The sequence below is a fragment of the Streptomyces sp. NPDC104202 genome, assembly GCF_055584185.1.
Genome location: NZ_JBVJMN010000010.1, coordinates 1 through 20,036, shown reverse-complemented (window position 1 = coordinate 20,036; position 20,036 = coordinate 1). Strand labels below are relative to the sequence as shown.

Annotated in this window: 18 protein-coding genes; 4 read left to right on the top strand and 14 right to left on the bottom strand. The window is 74.1% G+C overall.

What is annotated here, in order from left to right:
- Positions 1–32: 32 nt before the first annotated feature.
- The 11 genes from ACZ60W_RS09505 to rsmI form a co-directional block, all read right to left on the bottom strand.
- Complete coding sequence (locus tag ACZ60W_RS09505) at positions 33–716, bottom strand: helix-turn-helix transcriptional regulator (RefSeq protein ID WP_469754878.1); 684 nt, start codon at positions 714–716, stop codon at positions 33–35.
- Positions 717–923: 207 nt separating this feature from the next.
- Positions 924–2,756 carry an outer membrane protein assembly factor BamB family protein gene (locus ACZ60W_RS09500; RefSeq protein WP_469754765.1) on the bottom strand — a complete coding sequence of 611 codons (1,833 nt, stop codon included), beginning with the start codon at positions 2,754–2,756 and terminating at the stop codon, positions 924–926.
- Positions 2,757–2,769: 13 nt separating this feature from the next.
- Positions 2,770–4,584, bottom strand: coding sequence for an outer membrane protein assembly factor BamB family protein (locus ACZ60W_RS09495; protein ID WP_469754764.1), 1,815 nt, complete (start codon positions 4,582–4,584; stop codon positions 2,770–2,772).
- A 112-nt stretch (positions 4,585–4,696) separates the two neighbouring features.
- Positions 4,697–6,502: an ABC-F family ATP-binding cassette domain-containing protein gene (locus ACZ60W_RS09490; protein WP_469754763.1), complete on the bottom strand. Its 1,806-nt coding sequence runs from the start codon at positions 6,500–6,502 to the stop codon at positions 4,697–4,699.
- A 57-nt stretch (positions 6,503–6,559) separates the two neighbouring features.
- Positions 6,560–7,855 (bottom strand): acyltransferase family protein, encoded by a 1,296-nt coding sequence (locus tag ACZ60W_RS09485; protein WP_469754762.1) that lies wholly within the window; start codon positions 7,853–7,855, stop codon positions 6,560–6,562.
- Positions 7,856–7,964: 109 nt separating this feature from the next.
- The gene (locus tag ACZ60W_RS09480) at positions 7,965–8,885 is read right to left on the bottom strand and encodes a 4-(cytidine 5'-diphospho)-2-C-methyl-D-erythritol kinase (RefSeq protein WP_469754761.1); all 921 of its coding nucleotides are present in this window, start codon (positions 8,883–8,885) and stop codon (positions 7,965–7,967) included.
- Positions 8,882–9,754: a 16S rRNA (adenine(1518)-N(6)/adenine(1519)-N(6))-dimethyltransferase RsmA gene (gene rsmA, locus ACZ60W_RS09475; RefSeq protein WP_469754760.1), complete on the bottom strand. Its 873-nt coding sequence runs from the start codon at positions 9,752–9,754 to the stop codon at positions 8,882–8,884. Before rsmA ends, ACZ60W_RS09480 begins: the two co-directional genes overlap by 4 nt.
- A gap of 61 nt (positions 9,755–9,815) precedes the next feature.
- Complete coding sequence (locus ACZ60W_RS09470) at positions 9,816–11,111, bottom strand: ubiquitin-like domain-containing protein (protein WP_469754759.1); 1,296 nt, start codon at positions 11,109–11,111, stop codon at positions 9,816–9,818.
- Positions 11,112–11,183: 72 nt separating this feature from the next.
- Positions 11,184–12,053 carry a TatD family hydrolase gene (locus tag ACZ60W_RS09465; protein WP_469754758.1) on the bottom strand — a complete coding sequence of 290 codons (870 nt, stop codon included), beginning with the start codon at positions 12,051–12,053 and terminating at the stop codon, positions 11,184–11,186.
- A 42-nt stretch (positions 12,054–12,095) separates the two neighbouring features.
- Positions 12,096–12,515 carry a hypothetical protein gene (locus ACZ60W_RS09460; protein WP_469754757.1) on the bottom strand — a complete coding sequence of 140 codons (420 nt, stop codon included), beginning with the start codon at positions 12,513–12,515 and terminating at the stop codon, positions 12,096–12,098.
- A gap of 138 nt (positions 12,516–12,653) precedes the next feature.
- Positions 12,654–13,532 carry a 16S rRNA (cytidine(1402)-2'-O)-methyltransferase gene (rsmI, locus tag ACZ60W_RS09455; protein ID WP_469754756.1) on the bottom strand — a complete coding sequence of 293 codons (879 nt, stop codon included), beginning with the start codon at positions 13,530–13,532 and terminating at the stop codon, positions 12,654–12,656.
- Positions 13,533–13,592: 60 nt separating this feature from the next.
- Between rsmI and ACZ60W_RS09450 the strand changes: the two genes are divergently transcribed.
- The 4 genes from ACZ60W_RS09450 (at position 13,593) to ACZ60W_RS09435 (ending at position 18,557) form a co-directional block, all read left to right on the top strand.
- Positions 13,593–15,335 carry a dolichyl-phosphate-mannose--protein mannosyltransferase gene (locus ACZ60W_RS09450; RefSeq protein WP_469754755.1) on the top strand — a complete coding sequence of 581 codons (1,743 nt, stop codon included), beginning with the start codon at positions 13,593–13,595 and terminating at the stop codon, positions 15,333–15,335.
- Positions 15,336–15,448: 113 nt separating this feature from the next.
- On the top strand, positions 15,449–17,092 hold the full coding sequence (locus tag ACZ60W_RS09445) for a penicillin-binding transpeptidase domain-containing protein (RefSeq protein ID WP_469754754.1): 1,644 nt from the start codon (positions 15,449–15,451) through the stop codon (positions 17,090–17,092).
- Between the two features lie 125 nt (positions 17,093–17,217).
- Complete coding sequence (locus ACZ60W_RS09440) at positions 17,218–17,709, top strand: YbaK/EbsC family protein (RefSeq protein WP_469754753.1); 492 nt, start codon at positions 17,218–17,220, stop codon at positions 17,707–17,709.
- Positions 17,706–18,557, top strand: a complete 852-nt coding sequence (locus ACZ60W_RS09435) for an EamA family transporter (protein WP_469754752.1) — start codon at positions 17,706–17,708, stop codon at positions 18,555–18,557. Before ACZ60W_RS09440 ends, ACZ60W_RS09435 begins: the two co-directional genes overlap by 4 nt.
- A 12-nt stretch (positions 18,558–18,569) precedes the next feature.
- Here ACZ60W_RS09435 and ACZ60W_RS09430 read toward each other — a convergent pair whose 3' ends face one another.
- From ACZ60W_RS09430 to ACZ60W_RS09420, 3 genes are all read right to left on the bottom strand, one after another.
- Positions 18,570–18,860 (bottom strand): DUF7848 domain-containing protein, encoded by a 291-nt coding sequence (locus ACZ60W_RS09430; RefSeq protein ID WP_469754751.1) that lies wholly within the window; start codon positions 18,858–18,860, stop codon positions 18,570–18,572.
- A 68-nt stretch (positions 18,861–18,928) separates the two neighbouring features.
- The gene (locus tag ACZ60W_RS09425; protein WP_469754750.1) at positions 18,929–19,282 is read right to left on the bottom strand and encodes a hypothetical protein; all 354 of its coding nucleotides are present in this window, start codon (positions 19,280–19,282) and stop codon (positions 18,929–18,931) included.
- A complete protein-coding gene (locus ACZ60W_RS09420; protein WP_469754749.1) occupies positions 19,279–19,917 on the bottom strand; it encodes an RNA polymerase sigma factor in 639 nt (212 codons plus the stop codon). Before ACZ60W_RS09420 ends, ACZ60W_RS09425 begins: the two co-directional genes overlap by 4 nt.
- Between the last annotated feature and the right edge of the window lie 119 nt (positions 19,918–20,036).

Genomic DNA, 20,036 nt, shown 5'->3' with positions numbered 1-20,036 from the left:
TCCCGCACCCGCGGGACCCGTCGTCCGTCCTCTCAGGAGGGGCCGCGCTGCCCCGGCACCGCCCGGTCGAGCAGCCCCGTCCGGGCAGCGAGGGCCGCCGCCTCCAGACGCGACCCGACCCCCAGCTTCATCAGGACCCGCTGCACGTGCGTCCGTGCCGTGCTCGGCGCGATCCCCATCCCCGCCGCGATCAGCCGGGTGTCCTCCCCCTCCGCCACCCGGACGAGGACCTCCACCTCGCGCTGGGTCAGCATCCGCAGCAGCCGCTGCGCCTCGTCGTCGGGCTGCGCGGAGGGGTGCAGCAGCTCCGCGAAGGCCCCCTGGAGCAGGGCCGGCGCCACCGCCGTCTCCCCCGCCCTCGCCTTCACCAGCGCCCGCTCGACGCCCTCGATGCGCTCGTCGTGCCGCACGTACCCCGAGGCGCCGGCCGCGAACGCCGCCGCGATGCCGCGCGGCGACGGCACCGGCCCGAGCACCACGACCGCCACCTGCGGCCGCTCCCGCTTGATCCGCACGACCACGTCGAAGGCGCCCGGCGCGGCCGGCGCGGCGGTGCCGAGCAGACAGACCTCCGGCGCCCGGCCCACCACGAGCTCGGCCGCCCCCGCCACCGGCGCGCCCGCCGCGAGCACCCGGTGCCCTCGCAGCTTCAGCGCCGAGGCGAGCGCCTCCGCCAGCAGGCGGTGGTCGTCGACCACCACGAGGCGTACGCCCATCCCGGTCATCCCCCATCCTCCGGGCCCGCCGGACCCCCCGGCACGCCAGACCCGGCAAGCTACACGCTCCCCCGCCCCGTGCCGCCCCAACCGCCGACATGCCCCGCCGGGGGCCCGTGTCCCCCGACCAGGTGACACGGGGGGGGGCGGAAAAGGCGGTGGGCCCCTCCGGAAGTCCGGAGGGGCCCACCGCCGCCGTACGTTGCGTCAGTGCCCGGCGGAGAAGGCGACGATCAGGTACTCCTTGTCGTCCCCCGCCCGCGCCTTGCTGATCAGGGTCTCCGAGAGGAAGAACCGGCCGTCGCGGTAGGCGAGTTCGGCGCCGTTCAGACTGAAGCTCGTCTCGGCGTCCCGGACCGACTTGTCCGCCGGGTTCTCCAGGAGGACCGTCGACTTCATCGTCCCGCCGTCGATCGAGACGATCTGGCCGCCCTTGTCGTAGGGCGGGGCCTTGTAGGCGATGAGGTTGCCGCCGTCCATGCGCAGCGGGACCAGGGTGTACTTGTCGCCCGCGTCGGCCTTCTCCGGCGCCGTGCGGCCGGTGGTCAGGTCGAAGGCGATGACCTCGTTGGTCTCGTCGCCGTACTCCCCGCTGCTGCCCTCGTGCTCCTCGGTGGGCACGTACAGCCGGCCGTTGCCGACGACCGCCTGCGAGCATGCCTCGACGCGGGTCGAGCGGCAGCGGGCGGCGTACTGGTCGGCGTCCGCGGTGATCTTCACCTTGAGCTTGCCGGTCTTCTCGTCGAGGGAGAAGAAGTCGGAGATGCCGCTGCCGTCGCCGGCGCTCTCGCCGACGTCGGCCGCGACGACCAGCGGCTTGGTGGAGACGACCGAGGCGTACTTCACGCCGCTCGGCATCTTGTACTGCGAGACCGGGGCGCCCGTGGCCGGGTTGAGGTTCTGGATGAGCACGTACTGGCTGCTGTACGGACCGCACTTGCGGACCGCGACCAGGCCCGCGCCGCCGCCGTAACCGAGGTCGTAGCAGTTCTCGTCGTTGACCTGCGGCTTCCACCGCGGGTTGCCGTTGGCGAGGTCGAAGGCGGCGCCGCCGTCCGTGCCGCCGGCCGCGACGGTCGCGCCGCTGAGCGTGACCTCGCTGAACCGGGCCTTCTGGTCGCCGGCGGAGCCGCCGGTGATCGAGGTGGACCACAGCAGCTTGCCGGTGTTCAGGTCGACCACGCCGACCTCGGTGCACGGCTGGTAGTAGCGCGGCGCGACCCGCTTGGTGGCCTCGAAGAGGATCGGCACCTTGTTGTCGGCGCTCACGTGCCGGGAGGCGCCGCAGACCTGGCCGGTCAGCGGCAGCGTCCAGAGCGGGGTGCCCTTGTCCAGGTCGTAGGCGACGACGGAGTTGATGCCCGACTTCACGTACGCCTTGTCGGTGATCCAGGAGCCGGAGACGTCGGTGACGTCCGGGACCTTGGGCTGCGGGACCTGGAAGGCCGCCTTCGCCTGGGTGTCGGCCGGCGCCTTCTCCTTGCCCGCGCCGTCGATCCCGCCGCCCTTGCCGCCGTCGCCGGTGGTGCCCTGCGAGGTGCCGCCGGTGCCCTTGGCCTCGTCGTCCTTGCCGTCGCCGCCGGAGCCGGCGTACCAGATGCCGACGCCGATGATCACCGCGACGGCGACGACCGCCGCGATCACGATCTGGAGCTGGGCGGAGAGCTTCCGGCCACCCGGCGCCGAGGGGGCGGGCGCCGGCTGCGGGTAGCCGCCGTAGGGCTGCTGGGGCTGCGTCGGGTAGCCGTACGGGGGCTGCTGCTGCTGGTACCCGCCGTACTGCGGCTGCTGCGGCTGCTGCGGCTGCTGCGGCTGCGTGGGGTAGCCGTACGGCTGCTGCTGCGGGGGCGCGGGCGGCTGCGGGTAGCCGTAGCCGGGGTCCTGCGCGGGCGGCTGCGCCGGGTAGCCGTAGCCGGGCTGCGTCGGCGGCTGCTGCGGATATCCGTAGCCGGGCTCCGTCGGGGGCTGCGGCGTCGGGGCGCCGAAGCCCCCCTGCGGATCCGGGGGCTGGTTCGGCGGGGGCGGGGGTGGCTGCGTCATCGGTCCGTGTACCTCACTTGCTGAAGGCCATCATGGTCTTGACCTGCATCTCGTCCTTGTCGTTGGACGCCGACACACGTCCGCTCGCCACCACGAAGGTGCCGCTGCCGTAGGCGTAGCCCGCGCTGTAGAAGCTGCTCTCGATCGACGCGGTCGACGCCGGGTGCTGGAGCAGGATCCGCGGCGCGCCGCCGGTCGGGGCGAGGGTGGCGACGGCGCCGCCCTTGTCGTACGACGGGTCCACGTACAGCAGGACCTGGCCGCCCTCCATGCGCAGCGGGGTCATGGACTGCTCGCCGGGGGCCTTGGAGCGCCACTTGGCCTTGCCGGTCGCCAGGTCGAAGGCGACGACCTCGTTGGGCTTGCCGTAGTCGGTCTCGGTCGCCATGTAGAAGGTGTTCGCGTCGGCCGCGACGCCGGTGCAGCCCTGGAGGTTGCGGCCGAAGATGACCAGGCCGCCGCCGCACGACGGGGCGAACTTGTCGCTGCCGCCCTGGATCTGCGAACGCAGCTTGCCGTTGGCGTCGAGGGCGAAGATCGTCCACTTCTTCTGCTCGCGCTGGGTGGCGGAGACGACCAGCGGGTCGACCGAGTAGACCTTGTCGACCTCCCAGTTCGCCTCCAGCTTGAAGGTGAAGCGGGGCTTGCCGGTGTTCGGGTCGACCTGACCGACCGCCTGGATCTTCTTGCCGGCGCTGCCCGAGGGGCAGTCCATCGCGGCGATCAGCTTGCTGCCGCCCGCGTAGGCGAAGGGCTTGCAGCCCGTGGTGGCGCCCTGGAAGAGCTGCCGGCCGTCGGTGAGCGAGAAGCCGTACGCGCTGCTGGAGCCGGCCGCGGTGACCGTGTTGCCGCTGATGGACAGGGTGTTGTCGGAGAAGGCGAAGAGGCCCGTGGCCTTCGGCACGGCCTTCTTCCAGCCGGCCTTGCCCGTCTTGAGGTCGATCTTCTGCAGCTGGGTGCACTTGGCGCCGTCCTTGGCGCTCTCGGCGTAGCCGAAGACCATGGAACCGTCGGCGGCGGGCTCCGGCGGGGCCGCGCACAGCTCGAACGGCAGGTCGACGTGCCACTTGCGCTTGCCGTCGCTCAGGCCGTAGCCGTCGACGCCCTTGTACATCGCCTTCACGACGGTGTCCCCGACGATCCACGGGCCGTGGACCTCGGAGCCGTTGCGGGGCAGGTCGACGTCGTTCTTGAGGAGCCAGCCGACCTTCGCCTCGCCCGGCTGGCGGTCCGCGTTGAGGTCCTCGTCGCCGCCCGCGCCGTCGCCCGAGCCGTCGCCCTGGTCCACCGACTCGGTGGGCTTGGGGGCCGCGGAGGTGGTCGCGGTGGCGGTGGGCCCGGCGACCGGGTCCTTGTCGTCCCCGCCGGAGACGACCGCCCAGGTGGTGACGGCGGCGACCAGGACGGCCGCGGCGGCCACGGCCGCCACGACGCCGGTCCGGCCCTTCAGACCGCCGCCGCCGGACGGCGGGGTCGGGGCGCCCTGGTACAGGGGCTGGGTGGGGTGGCCGCCGTAGGGGTTCGCCTGCTGCCCGTACGGGCCGGGCTGGCCCTGCTGCGGGTAGCCGTACGGCTGCTGCGGCGGCTGTCCGTACGGACCGGGCTGGCCGTAGGGGCCCGGCGCGGCCGGCGGCTGGCCCGGCGCCTGCGGGTACCCGTAGCCGGGCTGCGTCGGCTGCTGCCCGTACGGACCCGGCGCGGCGGGCGGCGGGGTCTGCGGGGCGGGCGGGGCCTGCGGCGGCACTGGCGGGACGGGCGGGAGACCCTGGTTCGGGTCCTGAGGGGCTCCGAAGCCCCCCGGCGGCTGGTTGCTGGGCGGCTGGGTCATCAGCGGTTCCCCCTTGACGTGAACGGGTTTTCTTTCTACCACTCACGTGATGGCGCAAAAGCGACCGGTCCGCCCCTTGTACCCAAGGGAGGACCGGCCTGTGATGCCCTCGTTATGCGTCCTCGGCCAGTTCGAGCCAGCGCATTTCCAATTCCTCGCGCTCCGCGACGAGTTCCCGCAGCTCCGCGTCGAGCTTCGCGACCTTCTCGAAATCGGTGGCGTTGTCGGCGATCTGCGTGTGCAGCTTCGCCTCCTTCTGCGCGACCTTGTCGAGCTGCCGCTCCACCTTCTGGAGCTCCTTCTTCGCGGCCCGCGCGTCGGCGGCGGAGACACCGGGCTTCGCCTGCGCGACCGGGGCGGCGGGCGCCGGCGCGGCCGTCTCGATCATGCGGCGGCGGCGCTCCAGGTACTCGTCGATGCCGCGCGGCAGCATCCGCAGGGTCCGGTCGCCGAGCAGCGCGAGCGTCCTGTCGGTGGTGCGCTCGATGAAGAACCGGTCGTGGGAGATGACGACCATGGAGCCCGGCCAGCCGTCGAGGAGGTCCTCCAGCTGGGTGAGGGTCTCGATGTCGAGGTCGTTGGTGGGCTCGTCGAGGAAGAGGACGTTCGGCTCGTCCATCAGCAGCCGCAGCAGCTGGAGGCGGCGGCGCTCGCCGCCGGAGAGGTCGCCGACCGGCGTCCACTGCTTCTCCTTGGAGAAGCCGAACTGCTCGCAGAGCTGTCCGGCCGTCATCTCGCGGCCCTTGCCGAGGTCCACGCGGTCGCGGATCTGCTGCACGGCCTCCAGGACGCGCAGGGTGGCGGGGAGTTCGGTGACGTCCTGGGAGAGGTAGGCGAGCCTGACGGTCTTGCCGACGACGATCCGCCCGGCGGCGGGCTGGGTCTCGCCCTGGGTGACGGCCGCGTCGGCGAGCGCCCGCAGGAGGGAGGTCTTGCCCGCGCCGTTGACGCCGACGAGGCCGATGCGGTCGCCGGGGCCGAGCTGCCAGGTCAGGTGCTCCAGGAGGGTCTTGGGACCGGCGGTGACGGTCACGTCCTCCAGGTCGAAGACCGTCTTGCCGAGGCGGGCGTTGGCGAACTTCATCAGCTCGCTGGTGTCGCGCGGCGGCGGCACGTCGGCGATCAGCTCGTTGGCCGCCTCGATGCGGTAGCGCGGCTTCGAGGTGCGGGCGGGGGCGCCGCGCCGCAGCCAGGCCAGCTCCTTGCGCATCAGGTTCTGCCGCTTGGTCTCCTCCGTGGCGGCGATCCGCTCGCGCTCGGCGCGGGCGAAGACGTAGTCGGAGTAGCCGCCCTCGTACTCGTGGACGGCGCCGCGCTGCACGTCCCACATGCGGGTGCAGACCTGGTCGAGGAACCAGCGGTCGTGGGTGACGCAGACGAGGGCCGAGCGGCGCGCCTGGAGGTGCTGGGCGAGCCAGGAGATGCCCTCGACGTCGAGGTGGTTGGTGGGCTCGTCGAGGACGATCAGGTCCTGGTCCTCGATGAGGAGCTTGGCGAGCGCGATCCGCCGCCGCTCGCCGCCGGAGAGCGGGCCGATGACGGTGTCGAGGCCGTTCTCGAAGCCGGGTAGGTCGAGCCCGCCGAAGAGCCCGGTGAGCACGTCGCGGATCTTCGCGCTGCCGGCCCACTCGTGGTCGGCCATGACGCCGATGACCTCGTGGCGGATGGTGGCCTTCGGGTCGAGCGAGTCGTGCTGGGTGAGCACGCCCAGGCGCAGCCCGCCGCTGTGGGTGACCCGCCCGGTGTCCGCCTCCTCCAGCCGGGCGAGCATCCGGATCAGGGTGGTCTTGCCGTCGCCGTTGCGGCCCACCACCCCGATCCGGTCCCCTTCGGAGACACCGAGCGAGACCCCGTCGAGCAGGGCACGGGTGCCGTACACCTTGCTGACGTTCTCGACATTGACCAGGTTGACGGCCACGTTGACTCCTGTACGGGGTGATCGATCGACGTCCAGGGTAGACGGTGGGGCGACCGGTCACTCTCGGTGACGGCGTGCGGGGGGCCGCTCGACCAGGAGCCAGCCGGTCAAGGCCATCGCCACCGCCGCCGGGGCCGTGACGCGGACGGCGATCAGGGTGGCGCCGTGGCCCTCCAGGAGGCCGCCGAGTCCCGTCATGGACAGGCCCAGGACGCCGAGGAGCGCGAGGGCGACGCCCAGCGCGGCGGGCAGCGCGGAGCCGCCGGTGCGGGCGGGGGCGCGGCCCGGGGCCTCGAAGCGGCGGAAGAGCGCGACGAGCAGCGCCGTGAGCGCGGCGGCCGCGGCGAACCGGAGCGGGACCTGAGCCCACCAGGCGCCGGACGCCGGCGCGGGCAGCCCGAGGCCGAGGCCGAGCATCGCCCCGTACACCGCGAGCATGGCCGTCAGGTGCCAGAGGAACGCCGTCATCGCGATCCCGTTGGCGGCGACGACCGTCCGCCAGACCCCGGCGCGGGCGACGAGCCGGGTGCCCGGGCCCTTCAGCAGTTCGACCGCGCCGACCAGCCACAGGCCGTGGCAGAGCAGGGCGAGGGTGGGCGGCGCCATGTTCGACACCTTCTCGCCGGGCATCCCCACCATGGACAGCGGGTAGGGGCCGAGGGCGACGAGGGCGGCCGCACCGGCCAGGCCGGCGGCGGCGAGGAGGGCCGGCCGGCGGATCATGCCGTCGGCGCGCAGGAAGCCGAGCTGGTGGACCGCGAGCCAGACGAAGGCGAAGTCGAGGAACTCGACGTAGGGGACACCGGCCGCGAAGCGCAGCACGTCCACCGCGACGGCGCCGCCGGCGAGCACCGCGAACGCGCCCCATCCCCACCGCGCGTGCAGCCGCAGCAGCGGCGGGGTGAAGGCGACCATCGCCAGGTAGATCCCGATGAACCAGAGCGGCTGGGTGACCAGGCGCAGCGCCACCCCGGCGAGTCCCCCGTCGACGCCGGCGAGCTGGAGGGCCAGCGCGCCGGCGCCCCAGACGCCGACGAAGACCATCGTGGGCCGCAGCAGCCGCTGGAGTCGGGCCCTGAGGAAGGCCGCGTACCCCGGGCGCGAGCGGTGGGCGAGGGCGTGCGCGAAGCCGCCGACGAAGAAGAACACCGGCATCACCTGGAGCGCCCAGGTGACGGCCTGGAGCTCCGGGACGACGGCGAGGAGGTTGCCGACCTGCCCGTCGGCGGTGACGGCCGCCATCAGCCAGTGGCCGAGGACGACGACCGCGAGCGAGGCCACCCGGAGCAGGTCGACGTACCGGTCCCGCGTCGCGGGTGTGGCGGCGGCGAGTTCGCGAGCGCTGATTCCCATGGGAGTACGCTCCCGCCGCCCGCCCCCGCGGCGACAGGGCGCGGATACTCAACCGCCCGCTGAGTACGGGTGTCCCGGCGGCGGTCCGGCCGCCGGGACTCCGTGCGCCCTAGCCGCCGTGGTGGCCGGACGGCCGGACGACCGTCGCGCCGGGGGCCGGGGAGGTGGTCGTGCGGGCGGTGCGGCAGGTGCCCGAGGCGACGAGGGCGGCGGCGACCGCCCGGGCGGCCTCGGCGTCCTTGACGAGGAACGCGGTCGTCGGGCCCGAGCCGGAGACCAGGGCCGCGAGGGCGCCCGCCTCGGTGCCGGCCGTCAGGGTCGCGGCCAGCGAGGGGCGCAGCGAGAGGGCGGCCGCCTGGAGGTCGTTGGCGAGGGAGTCCGCGAGGGCGGCGGTGTCGCCGGTGCGCAGGGCGTCGAGCAGGACCGGGGAGGCGGCGGGCGCGGGGACGTCGGTGCCTTCGGCGAGGCGGTCGAACTCGCCGTAGACCGCGGGGGTCGACAGTCCGCCGTCGGCGACGGCGAACACCCAGTGGAAGGTGCCGCCGACCGGCACGGGGTCGAGCTTCTCGCCGCGCCCGGTGCCGAGGGCCGCGCCGCCGACCAGGTTGAAGGGCACGTCGCTGCCGAGCTCCGCGCAGATCTCCAGGAGCTCCTCGCGGGAGGAGTCCAGGCCCCAGAGCGCGTCGCAGGCGAGCAGGGCGCCCGCGCCGTCGGCGCTGCCGCCGGCCATGCCGCCGGCGACCGGGATGTCCTTCCTGATGTGCAGGTGGACGTCGGGGGAGAGTCCGTGGCGGGCGGCGAGCAGTTCGGCGGCGCGCGCGGCCAGGTTGGTGCGGTCGAGCGGCACCTTGTCGGCGTCGGGCCCCTCGCAGGTGACGGTGAGTCCGGCGGCGGGGGTGGCGGTCACCTCGTCGTACAGGGAGACGGCGAGGAAGACGCTGGCGAGGTCGTGGAAGCCGTCGGGCCGGGCGGCGCCGACCGCGAGCTGCACGTTGACCTTGGCGGGGACCCGTACCGTGATGCCGCTCATGCCTTCGCCTCCGCGATCCGCGCGAACTCCTCGACCGTCAGGGACTCGCCGCGCGCCTGCGGCGAGATGCCGGCCTTCACCAGGGCGTCCTCGGCCGCCGCGGGCGAGCCCGCCCAGGTGGCGAGGGCCGCGCGGAGGGTCTTGCGGCGCTGCGCGAACGCCGCGTCGACGACCGCGAAGACCTCCTGGCGGGTGGCGGTGGTGGCGAGCGGCTCGGTGCGGCGCACGAGGGAGACGAGGCCGGAGTCGACGTTGGGCGCGGGCCAGAAGACGTTGCGGCCGATGGAGCCGGCGCGCTTGACCTCGGCGTACCAGTTGGCCTTGACCGACGGGACGCCGTAGACCTTGTTGCCGGGCTTGGCGGCGAGCCGGTCGGCGACCTCGGCCTGGACCATGACGAGGGTCCGCTCGATGGTCGGGAACCGCTCCAGCATGTGGAGGAGGACCGGGACGGCCACGTTGTACGGCAGGTTGGCGACGAGCGCGGTCGGCGCCGGGCCGGGGAGTTCCTGGACGTGCATCGCGTCGGAGTGGACGAGCGCGAAGCGGTCGGCGCGGGCGGGCATGCGGGCCCGGATCGTGGCGGGCAGCGCGGCGGCGAGCACGTCGTCGATCTCGACGGCGGTCACGCGGTCCGCGGCCTCCAGGAGCGCCAGGGTGAGGGAGCCGAGGCCGGGTCCCACCTCGACGACGACGTCGTCGGGCCGTACCTCGGCCGTGCGGACGATCCGCCGGACGGTGTTGGCGTCGATGACGAAGTTCTGGCCCTTCTGCTTCGTGGGGCGGACGCCGAGGGCGGCGGCCAGCTCACGGATGTCGGCGGGGCCGAGGAGGGCGTCGGGGCTTTCGGGGCCGGTGGTGGTGCTCACCGGTACAGCCTAGGCCCTGTCCGGCGCGGTCATCGGTACGACCGGGTCCCGTCCGGCGGAGTCACCGGTACAGGCGCCTGCCGCAGTGGGGCCAGGGGCTCGCCCCGCGCTGGACGTACAGCTTCTTGGCGCGGAAGGTCTGCTCGGCGGCGGGCGCGTCCTGGGCGGTGCCGCTGCCGCCGAGGGACTGCCAGGTGCCGGGGTCGAACTGGTAGAGCCCGCCGTAGGTCCCCGAGGGGTCGACGGCGTTCGGGCGGCCGCCGGACTCGCAGGCGGCGAGGGCGCCCCAGTCGAGGCCGTCGGCGCCGGCGACGGAGGTGGGGAGCGGGCGGGTGCCGATCCGCACGGTGCGGGACACCGGTTCGCGGACGATCTCCTCGCCGATCCTGCGGGGCTTCTGCCGGACCCCGTTGACCGTCCGCAGGCTGTAGGTGACGCGGCGGACGCCGGGCACGCCCTGCCGTTCGACGGTCTCGGTGCCGGCGAACAGCAGCGGGTCGCGGACGGTCTCGACGGCGTACGGGACGGCCTCCTCGCGGACCTGCCGGGAGCCGGTGATCCGCAGCACGTTCACGGTCTGGCCGTCGCGGGGGAAGGCGCCGGCGGGGACGGAGGTGGTGTCCTGCCCGGAGAGGGTGATGCCGGCCTCCACGAGCGCCTCCCGGACGGTGGCGGCGTTGGTGCGGACGGTCCGCTCGCGGCCGTCGGCGAGGAAGGTGACCGTGCGCTCGGTCCGGACGTCGAGGGCGAGGCCCTGCCGGGAGATCGGCGCGCCGCGGGAGACCGAGAGGTGGGCGCCCTCGGCGCGGACCCCGAGCTGGCGCAGGGCCCCCTCGACGGTCCGGGCGGTCGTCCACACCTGGCGGCGGCGGCCGTCGAGGGTGAGGGAGACCGGGCGGCCGTAGCGGACGACGACCTCGTCGCCGGAGGCGAGCGCCTCCCCGGGGGCGGGGGCGACGATGTCGTGCGCGCCGACGGCCAGGCCCTCGTCGGCGAGGAGCTCCTCGACCTCGTCGGCGAAGGTGTGCAGGGTGCGCGGGACGCCGTCGACGGTGAGCCGCACCTCCTTGTCGTCGGCGACGAAGGCGCTGGTGCCGCCGGCGAGGAAGGCCACGACGAGGGCCTGCGGGACGAGCCGGCGCAGCCCGCCGGCGGCGGACGCCCCGGCCCCGCCGGCCTTGCGGCGGCGGGCCGCGCGCCGGGAGCCGGCCCGGGAGCCCTGCCCGGGGACGGCGCCGGGGGCCGGTCCGGTCTCCGGGAGGACGAGGGGCGCCGCCTGCGTCGGCTGGTCGTGCAGGGACAGGGTCGCGGCCGCGCCCCGCCGTCCGGCTCGGTGACTGCCCTGGGAAGTGCTCACGAGGCCGGGACCCTAGCCCCGGCGGCCGTCACTCTGCCGGACGGCTCGACTACGACACGTAACCGTTATGGATCAGTAATCGAAGGCGCGGGCCGTGTTCACGGCGATGGCCTCCGCGAGCTCGTTCTCCCCGATGCCCCGCACCTCCGCCATCGCCCGCAGGGTGACGGGGATCAGATAGGGGGCGTTGGGGCGGCCGCGGAAGGGCGCCGGGGTGAGGAAGGGGGCGTCGGTCTCGACGAGGACGAGGTCGAGGGGGGCGACGGCCAGCGCGTCGCGCAGCGGCTGGGCGTTCTTGAAGGTGACGTTGCCGGCGAAGGACATGTAGTAGCCCTTGGCGGCGCAGATCTCGGCCATGGCGGCGTCGCCGGAGTAGCAGTGGAAGACGGTCCGCTCCGGGGCGCCCTCCTCGTCCAGGACGCGCAGCACGTCGGCGTGGGCCTCCCGGTCGTGGATGACCAGGGCCTTGCCGTGCCGTTTGGCGATCTCGATGTGGGCGCGGAAGGAGCGCTCCTGGGCGGCGATGCCGTCCGGTCCCGTGCGGAAGAAGTCGAGTCCGGTCTCGCCGACCCCGCGGACGTGCGGCAGGGCGGCCAGCCGGTCGATCTCGGCGAGGGCGTCGTCGAGGGCCGCGTCGCCGCCGCCCTCGCGGGCGCCCTGCCGGGACCAGCCGTCGGGGTCCCCGAGGACGATCCTGGGGGCCTCGTTGGGATGGAGGGCGACGGCCGCGTGCACCTGGGGGTGGGCGGCGGCGGTCTCCGCGGCCCACCGGGAGCCCTTCACGTCGCAGCCGACCTGCACGACCGTGGTGACACCGACCGCGGCGGCCTTGACCAGGGCTTCCTCGACGGTCCCGGACTGCAGGTCCAGGTGGGTGTGCGAGTCCGCGACCTCCACGAGGAGGGGTTCGGGCAGCGGGGGCGGGGCGTCCTTGGCACTCATGGCCCGCATCGTACGAGGGCCATGAGTGCCACCGCCAAGGCGTTACTTGTTGTGGCGGAAAGGATGCAGCAGGTCGGACAGGTGCCAGTGGTGCGGCACCGGCGGCTTCTCGGCGGTGTCCTCGGTCAGCTCCTGGCCGATGGGTCCGGCCGGCGAGACCGGCCTGGTCTCCTTCGCGCCGCGCCGGTGCTTCTCCGTCGCGGCGATCAGGTCGAGCACCGACGACACCTGCCCCGCGCGCATGATGCGGACGACGTGGCCGCCGCAGTTCATGCAGGTGGGACTGGACAGCGGGGACGGGACCCGCTCTCCGTCGGCCTTGTAGACGACGAATGCCTGACCGGCGGCGTCGACGTGGTGTTCGATGTCGTACGCCTGCTCCCAGCCGTATCCACAGTGCATGCAGGCGAAGGCGTACGCCTCATGGGCGACGGATATGCCGGTGCCGGTGCTCTCGCTCATGCCAGCTCCTCTCCACTGACCAGTGGACGCCTTTTCGGGCGGGAGCGCATCAGCGCGGGAGGAACCATGGAAGGCTTTTGGCCCTTCCCTTGCCAAGCGCCCGAGGAAGGGTCCAGGCGCCGGGTTCGGCTTTGCCTTTCAGATTAGTCCTTTACCCTTTCCGGGGCCCGACGCGTCCGCGTTCTTTGCCGCCACCACGGCATCGAACACCTCCCTTTTGGGAAGTCCCGCGTCGGCGGCGACGGCGGCGATCGCCTCCTTGCGGCGCTCCCCCGCCTCCTCGCGCACCCGCACCCTGCGCACCAGCTCCTCGGCGTCGAGTTCGGCGGGTCCGGCCTCCGGCGCGCCCTCGACGACGACGGTGATCTCGCCCCGCACGCCCTCGGCGGCCCAGGCGGCCAGCTCGGCCAGCGGGCCGCGCTTGACCTCCTCGTACGTCTTGGTCAGCTCGCGGCAGACGGCGGCGCGCCGGTCGGCGCCGAAGACCTCGGCCATGGCGGCGAGGGTGTCGTCGAGGCGGTGCGGGGCCTCGAAGTACACGAGGGTCCGCCGCTCGTCCGCGACCTCGCGCAGCCGCCCGAGCCGCTCGCCCGCCTTCCGCGGCAGGAAGCCCTCGAAGCAGAAGCGGTCCACGGGCAGCCCGGAGAGGGCGAGCGCGGTGAGCACGGCGGACGGGCCGGGGACGGCCGTGACCTTGATGTCCTGCTCGACGGCGGCGGCGACCAGCCGGTAGCCGGGGTCGGAGACGGACGGCATGCCCGCGTCGGTCACGAGCAGCACGCGCGCGCCGCCGACGAGCGCCTCGACCAGCTCCGGCGTACGGGCGGATTCGTTGCCCTCGAAGTAGGAGACGACCCGGCCCGTGGTGTGGATGCCGAGCGCCCGGGTCAGTCCGCGCAGCCTCCGGGTGTCCTCGGCGGCCACGATGTCCGCGTTCTCCAGTTCGGTGGCGAGTCGGGGCGGAGCGTCCGCGATGTCACCGATGGGGGTCCCTGCGAGTACCAGCGTTCCTGTCACACCGACATCCTCCCAGCCCGGACAGGCGACGTGCACAGGCGCGTTCCCTACGATGGCGCGGTGACCAGTACCGCACCCGAGACCCTGGAGGGCCGGCACGCCGTGGCAGAGCCCTCTTCGTGGCAGCAGCGGCTGCGGCGTTTCGGCTACGTGCCGCCCGCCGGAAGCGCCGCACCCATCGGGCTGCGGGAGCGGCTCGTCCCCTCCTACACCCGCCCCTCACCGCGGGTGTGGTCGCTCCTGGGCCTCGGCCCCGGGCCCGCCGAACGGCTCTGGCGGCTGCTGGCCTGGGGCGGTCCGCTCCTGGTCACGGCCGTGGCGGGGCTGCTGCGGTTCTGGAACCTGGGCAAGCCGCACGCGGTGATATTCGACGAGACGTACTACGCGAAGGACTCCTGGGCCCTGATCAACCAGGGGTACGAGGGCGCCTGGCCGAAGGACATCGACAAGACGATCCTGACCGACCCGGGCGCGGTGCTCGTGCCGACGGATCCCGGCTACGTCGTCCACCCGCCGATGGGCAAATGGATGATCGGCGTCGGCGAGAAGCTCTTCGGCTTCGAGCCGTTCGGCTGGCGGTTCGTGGTGGCGCTCCTGGGCACCCTGTCGGTGCTCATGCTCTGCCGGATCGGCCGCCGGCTGTTCCGCTCGACGTTCCTGGGCTGCCTGGCGGGGCTGCTGCTCGCCGTCGACGGGCTGCACTTCGTGATGAGCCGCACGGCCCTGCTCGACCAGGTGCTGATGTTCTTCGTGCTCGCCGCCTTCGGCTGCCTGGTCATCGACCGCGACCGGACCCGGCAGCGGATCGCGGCCGCGCTCCCCGAGGACGAGGAGGGGGTGCTGCGGCCCGACGCGGAGATCGCGGAGTCCCTGCGCCTGGGCTGGCGGCCGTGGCGGATCGCGGCCGGCGTGTCACTGGGGCTCGCCGCCGCGACGAAGTGGAACGGCCTGTACGTCATGGTCGGCTTCGGCCTGATGACGGTCCTGTGGGACGTGGCGGGCCGCCGCACCGCCGGCGCCGTCCGGCCGCACCTCGCGGTCGTGCGCAAGGACCTCGTCCCGGCGTTCGTCTCGGTCGTCCCGGTGGCGATCGCCACCTACCTGGCGACCTGGACGGGCTGGCTGGTCAGCGACAAGGGCTACTTCCGCACCTGGGCCGCCGACCACGACCGGACGGTCGGCGGCGGCACCTGGGGGTGGCTCCCCGACTGGCTGCGCAGCCTCTGGCACTACGAGTCCGAGGTGTACACCTTCCACGTCGGCCTGACCTCGCCGCACACCTACCAGTCCAACCCCTGGTCCTGGATCGTCCTCGGCCGCCCCGTCTCCTACTTCTACGAGTCGCCCGCCCCCGGCACCGCCGGCTGCCCCGCGAGCGCGAAGGAGAAGTGCGCCCAGGAGGTCCTGGCCCTCGGCACCCCGCTCCTGTGGTGGGCCGCCTGCTTCGCCGTCCTCTACGTCCTGTGGCGCTGGGCCTTCCGCCGCGACTGGCGCGCCGGCGCCGTCGCGTGCGGCATCGCGGCCGGCTGGCTCCCCTGGTTCCTCTACCAGGAACGCACCATCTTCCTTTTCTACGCCGTCGTCTTCGTGCCCTTCCTGTGTCTCGCGGTGGCGATGATGCTGGGCGCTCTCATCGGCCCCCGCGGTTCATCGGAAAGACGCCGTACATTCGGCGCGGTGGCGGCCGGATGTCTCGTCCTGCTCATCGTCTGGAATTTCATCTATTTCTGGCCCATCTACACCGGCACTCCCATTCCGCTGGACCAATGGCGTTCCCGGATGTGGCTCGACACCTGGGTGTGACGCACCGCGTCGCGCCGCAGCGGTGACGGAGTGACAGATGTGCCATGAGTTCCTCGACACCGCGATGCCGCGCTGCTTGACTGGACGGCCACCGGGGGAGGGGAGGCGCAGCCATGCGCAGCGGAGCCAAGGTCGCGGTCGTGGGAAGTGTGTTCGCCGTCGTGGCGGGGGGCGTCGGGTACGGCGGGTACAACCTGTGGAACGGCGTCACGGGCGGGGAGTCGAAGGTCGGGACGCGGTCGGAGGCGGCGCCGAGATCGGGGCCCGTCACCGCCGACGAGGTGACGTCGACCGCGCGGGACTTCCTGGCGGCGTGGGCGGCCGGGGAGTCCGACAAGGCGGCCCAGCTGACCAACGACCCGGTCACGGCGGGGCCGGCCGTGCTGGGCTTCCGTGAGGGCGCGGCCGTCTCCGCGGCCGTCATCACGCCGGGGACGCCGGTCGGGGCGAAGGTGCCGTTCACGGTCGCGGCGACCGTCACCTTCGAAGGCGTGTCGAAGCCCTGGACGTACGCCTCCGAGCTGACCGTCGTCCGCGGCCGGACCACCGGCCGGCCGCTGGTGCAGTGGGCGCCGACGGTGATCCACCCCAAGCTGGCCGCCGGCGGCAGCCTGCGCACCGGCGCCGCGAAGACGGCTTCCGTGAAGGCCGTCGACCGCGCGGGCAAGGAGCTGACCGCGCAGAAGTACCCCTCGCTCGGGCCGGTCCTGGACGAGCTGCGCAAGCGGTACGGGGCGAAGACGGGCGGCACGAACGGGATCGAGACCTGGATCGACTCGGGCAGCGAGGCCGTCCCGGACACCACCGTCCTCGTCCTGTCGAAGGGACGGCCGGGCACCCTGAGGACCACCATCGACGCGGACGTCCAGGCCGCGGCCGAGAAGGCGGTCAAGGCGTACGGGTCGGCGGCGGTCGCGGCGATAGAGCCCTCGACCGGCGCGATACGGGCGGTCGCCAACAGTCCGGCCGCCGGCTTCAACACCGCCTTCCTGGGCAAGCAGGCCCCCGGCTCGACGATGAAGATCGTCACGGCGGCGATGATGATGCAGCAGGGGCTGGCGATGCCGGGCGACCGGGTCCAGTGCCCGGCCGACGTCACCTGGAAGGGCGTGTCCTTCCACAACCTGGACCACTTCAAGATCGACGGGGGCACCCTCGCCCAGTCCTTCCGCCGCTCCTGCAACACCGCCTTCATCAAGGCGCTCGGGCCGCTCGGCGAGAGGGACGTCGAGGACACCGTCCTCGGCGAGACGGCCCGCCGGTCCTTCGGCATCGGCCTGAACTGGCAGGTGGGCGTCCCCGCGGCCGACGGCAGCGTCCCCGAGTCGTCCGGCGGCGAGACGGCGGCCTCGTACATCGGCCAGGGCAGGATCACGATGAGCCCGCTCAACGTCGCCTCGCTCTCGGCGACCGTCCGGAACGGCGGCTTCCGCCAGCCGTACCTGGTGGCCAGGGAGCTCGACGACCGCACGTTCGCGACCGCCGAGCCGCTGTCCCCCGCGGTCGCCTCGGGGCTCCAGCAGATGATGCGGGGCACCGCGACGGCCCCCGACGGCACCGCGACGAAGGCGATGGCCGGGCTCCCCTCCCCGAAGGGCGCGAAGACCGGGTCCGCCGAGGTGGACTCCCAGAACACCTCGAACAGCTGGTTCACCGGCTACTCCGGCGACCTCGCCGCCGCGGCGGTCGTCCAGTCCGGCGGGCACGGCGGCGACGCGGCCGGCCCGGTGGTCGCGCAGGTCCTGCGGGCCGGGTGAGCGCGCCGCCCGCGCCGGCCGCGCCGCCGGCCGGCGCGGGCGGCCCCGCCGCGGGACGCGGGGCCCGGGGTCCACGACCCGGAAGAGGGTCGCGTGGCCCGTACACGGACCGCTAGCGTGCGGGCATGACCGCTGACGACGCCTCCTTCGCGCACCCCCGGTTCGCCGCCGCACTCCGGGAGGCGGGCCTCGACGTCGAGATCCGCCGCTTCCCGGACGAGACCCGCACCGCCCAGCAGGCCGCCGCCGCCATCGGCTGCGAGGTCGCCGAGATCGTGAAGTCGCTGGTCTTCGCGGCCGACGGCGTGCCGGTCCTGGTCCTGATGGACGGGGCCTCGCGGGTGGACGTCGAACGGGTGCGGGAGGAGCTGGGCGCCGAACGGGTGACCCGGGCCGACGCCAGGGTTGTCCGGGAGACCACCGGCTACGCGATCGGGGGCGTCCCGCCGTTCGGCCACGCCACCCGGACCCGGGTCCTCGCCGACCGCGGCGTCCTCGACCACGACGTGGTGTGGGCGGCGGCCGGCACCCCGCACACGGTCTTCGCCGTCGACCCCAAGACGCTGGTGGCCCACGCCGGCGGCACGCTGGTCGACGTGCGCGAGTCCGCGGAGTGACGCCGCTCGTCACCTTCGCCGTCCTCGTCGCCGCCGTCACCCACGCCGGCTGGAACGCCCTCGCCCACCACATCAAGGACCAGCTGCTCTCCTTCACGCTGATCTCCGGCGGCGGCGCGCTGCTCGGTCTGGCGACGGCGCTCTTCGTGCCGCTGCCGGCGGCCGGCGCCTGGCCCTTCCTGGCCGCCTCCGCGGTGCTCCACATCGGCTACTACGTCCTGCTCATGCGGTCGTTCACGCTGGGCGACTTCGGCCAGATGTACCCGATGGCCCGCGGTACGGCCCCGCTGGTGGTGACCGTCCTCGCGGCCCTCCTCCTCGACGAGGTGCCGGACGGCCGGCAGCTCCTCGGGGTGGCCGTGGCCTGCGCGGGCCTGACCGGGCTCGCCCTGTGGGGCGTCCGGGGCGAGGGCGCCCGCCCGCACTGGCCCGCGCTCCTCGCCGCGGGCGCCACCGGACTGGCGATCGCGCTCTACACGGTCGTCGACGGCGTCGGCGTCCGCGCCTCGGGCACCCCGCTCGGCTACCTCGCCTGGCTGATGATCCTGGAGGGCCTCGCCATCCCCGCGTACGCCCTGTACCGCCGCCGCTCCGCCCTGGCGGGCCAGCTCCGCCCCCACGCCGTCCGCGGTCTCACCGGCGCGGCCCTCTCGGTGGCCGCGTACGCGCTGGTCCTGTGGGCGCAGACGAGGGCCCCGCTCGCCCCGGTCGCCGCGCTCCGCGAGTCCTCGATCATCGTCGGCGCCGCGATCGGCGCCGTCTTCTTCAAGGAACGCTTCGGCGGCCCCCGGGTCGCGGCGGCGGGTCTGATGGCCCTCGGCATCGGGCTGATGCTGCACGCCGGCTGAACCGGCCCCGTCTCAGCCGCCGTCGGCGGCGGCCGAGGCGGTGTCGCAGGACGCCCGGAAGAAGTCGGTGCGGATGCGGCGGAAGCCGGTGTGCCCGGTCTCCTGCGCGTGCGCCAGGCACCACACGGCGGGCCCCCTGCCGTCGTCCGCCGCCCCGGAGCCGTCCAGGCAGGTGGTGCACTCGGCCTCGGTGATCGTCCCGCTGCCCGTCCTGTCCTCGCGTAACGCCCACAGTTTCGGCCGCCGGCCGGCCCGCTGCGTACCCCCGGCCCGCCGGGTCACTGCGATTCCCTCACGACGCATCCGAATCCCCCTCCACAGTGACCTCCGCCGACACCAGCTTTCCCGCCGCGGGGCCCTCGCAGACACGTCTAGGGGAGGGGGCCGGGAGGCACGACGGTCGGGGAGGTCGGAGCGGGCGGGGAGGGGGCCGGGGTGGGCGGCGGGGCCGGGCGGCGTTCGCCGGCGGAGGGGGTGGCGGCGGGGGTGACGGGGGTCCGCGGAATCCCCCCGGCGGGGAGCAGCGCGACGAGGACGACCGCCGCGGCCACCGCGGCGACGAGGGCCGCCACCCCCTGGAGGCGGCGGGTGCCCCAGGCGCGGCCGCGGGGAGGGGCGGCGGGCCGGAGGTCGTGGGGGGCCAGGAGCGCGGCGCGGGCGGTGAGGGCGGCGCGGAGGCGGTCCTCGGTGGCGGGCCGGGCGGTCGCGTCGGGGTGCGGGGTCATCGGTCCGTCGCCTCCAGTCTCTTCTCCAGGGCGTCCAGGGCACGGCTCGCGGTGGACTTCACCGTGCCGCGGGAGAGGCCGAGGGTCTGCGCGATCTGGGCCTCGGTCAGCTCCGACCAGTACCGCAGGACGAGCACCTCGCGCTGACGGTGGGTGAGCTCGGCCAGCGCGTCCAGGACGTGGCGGTGCTCCTCGGCGAGCAGGAGGGCCTCGTCGACGGGCGGCCCGGAACCCTGGTGCGGCGGGGCGTAGGCGCGGGCGGTCCGGCGGCGGCGCAGCACGGAGCGGGCCGCGTTGACGACGGCGGTGTGCAGGTAGGCCCCCGGGTCCTGGAGGCCCGCGAGCGAGGTGCCGTGGCGGCGGCAGACGGCGGCGAAGGCGTCCTGCACGACGTCCTCGGCGGTGGGCAGGTCGTCGACCAGGAAGAGCGCGAGCCGCACCATGTCGAGCCGCCGGGCCCGGTACAGCTCGGTGAGCGACGGCGGCCGCCCGTCGTCGTGCGGGTCCGGCACGGCCCGCAGCCGGCGCGCCGCCGGGGCCGCCGGGCGGTCCGCGGTCCCGGACACGCGGGCGAGCAGGCGGGACCACCAGGCCGGCGCCACGGGGATCGCGTACCGCACTGTCGCGTACTGCATGGGCCTCTTCCGGGGGTGGGGGGGGGGGGGGGGGGGGGGGGGGGGGGGGGGTGCGGGGGGGGGGGGGGGGGGGGGAGGTGGGGGAGGAGGAAGAGGTGCAAAACCCAACACCACGCTCC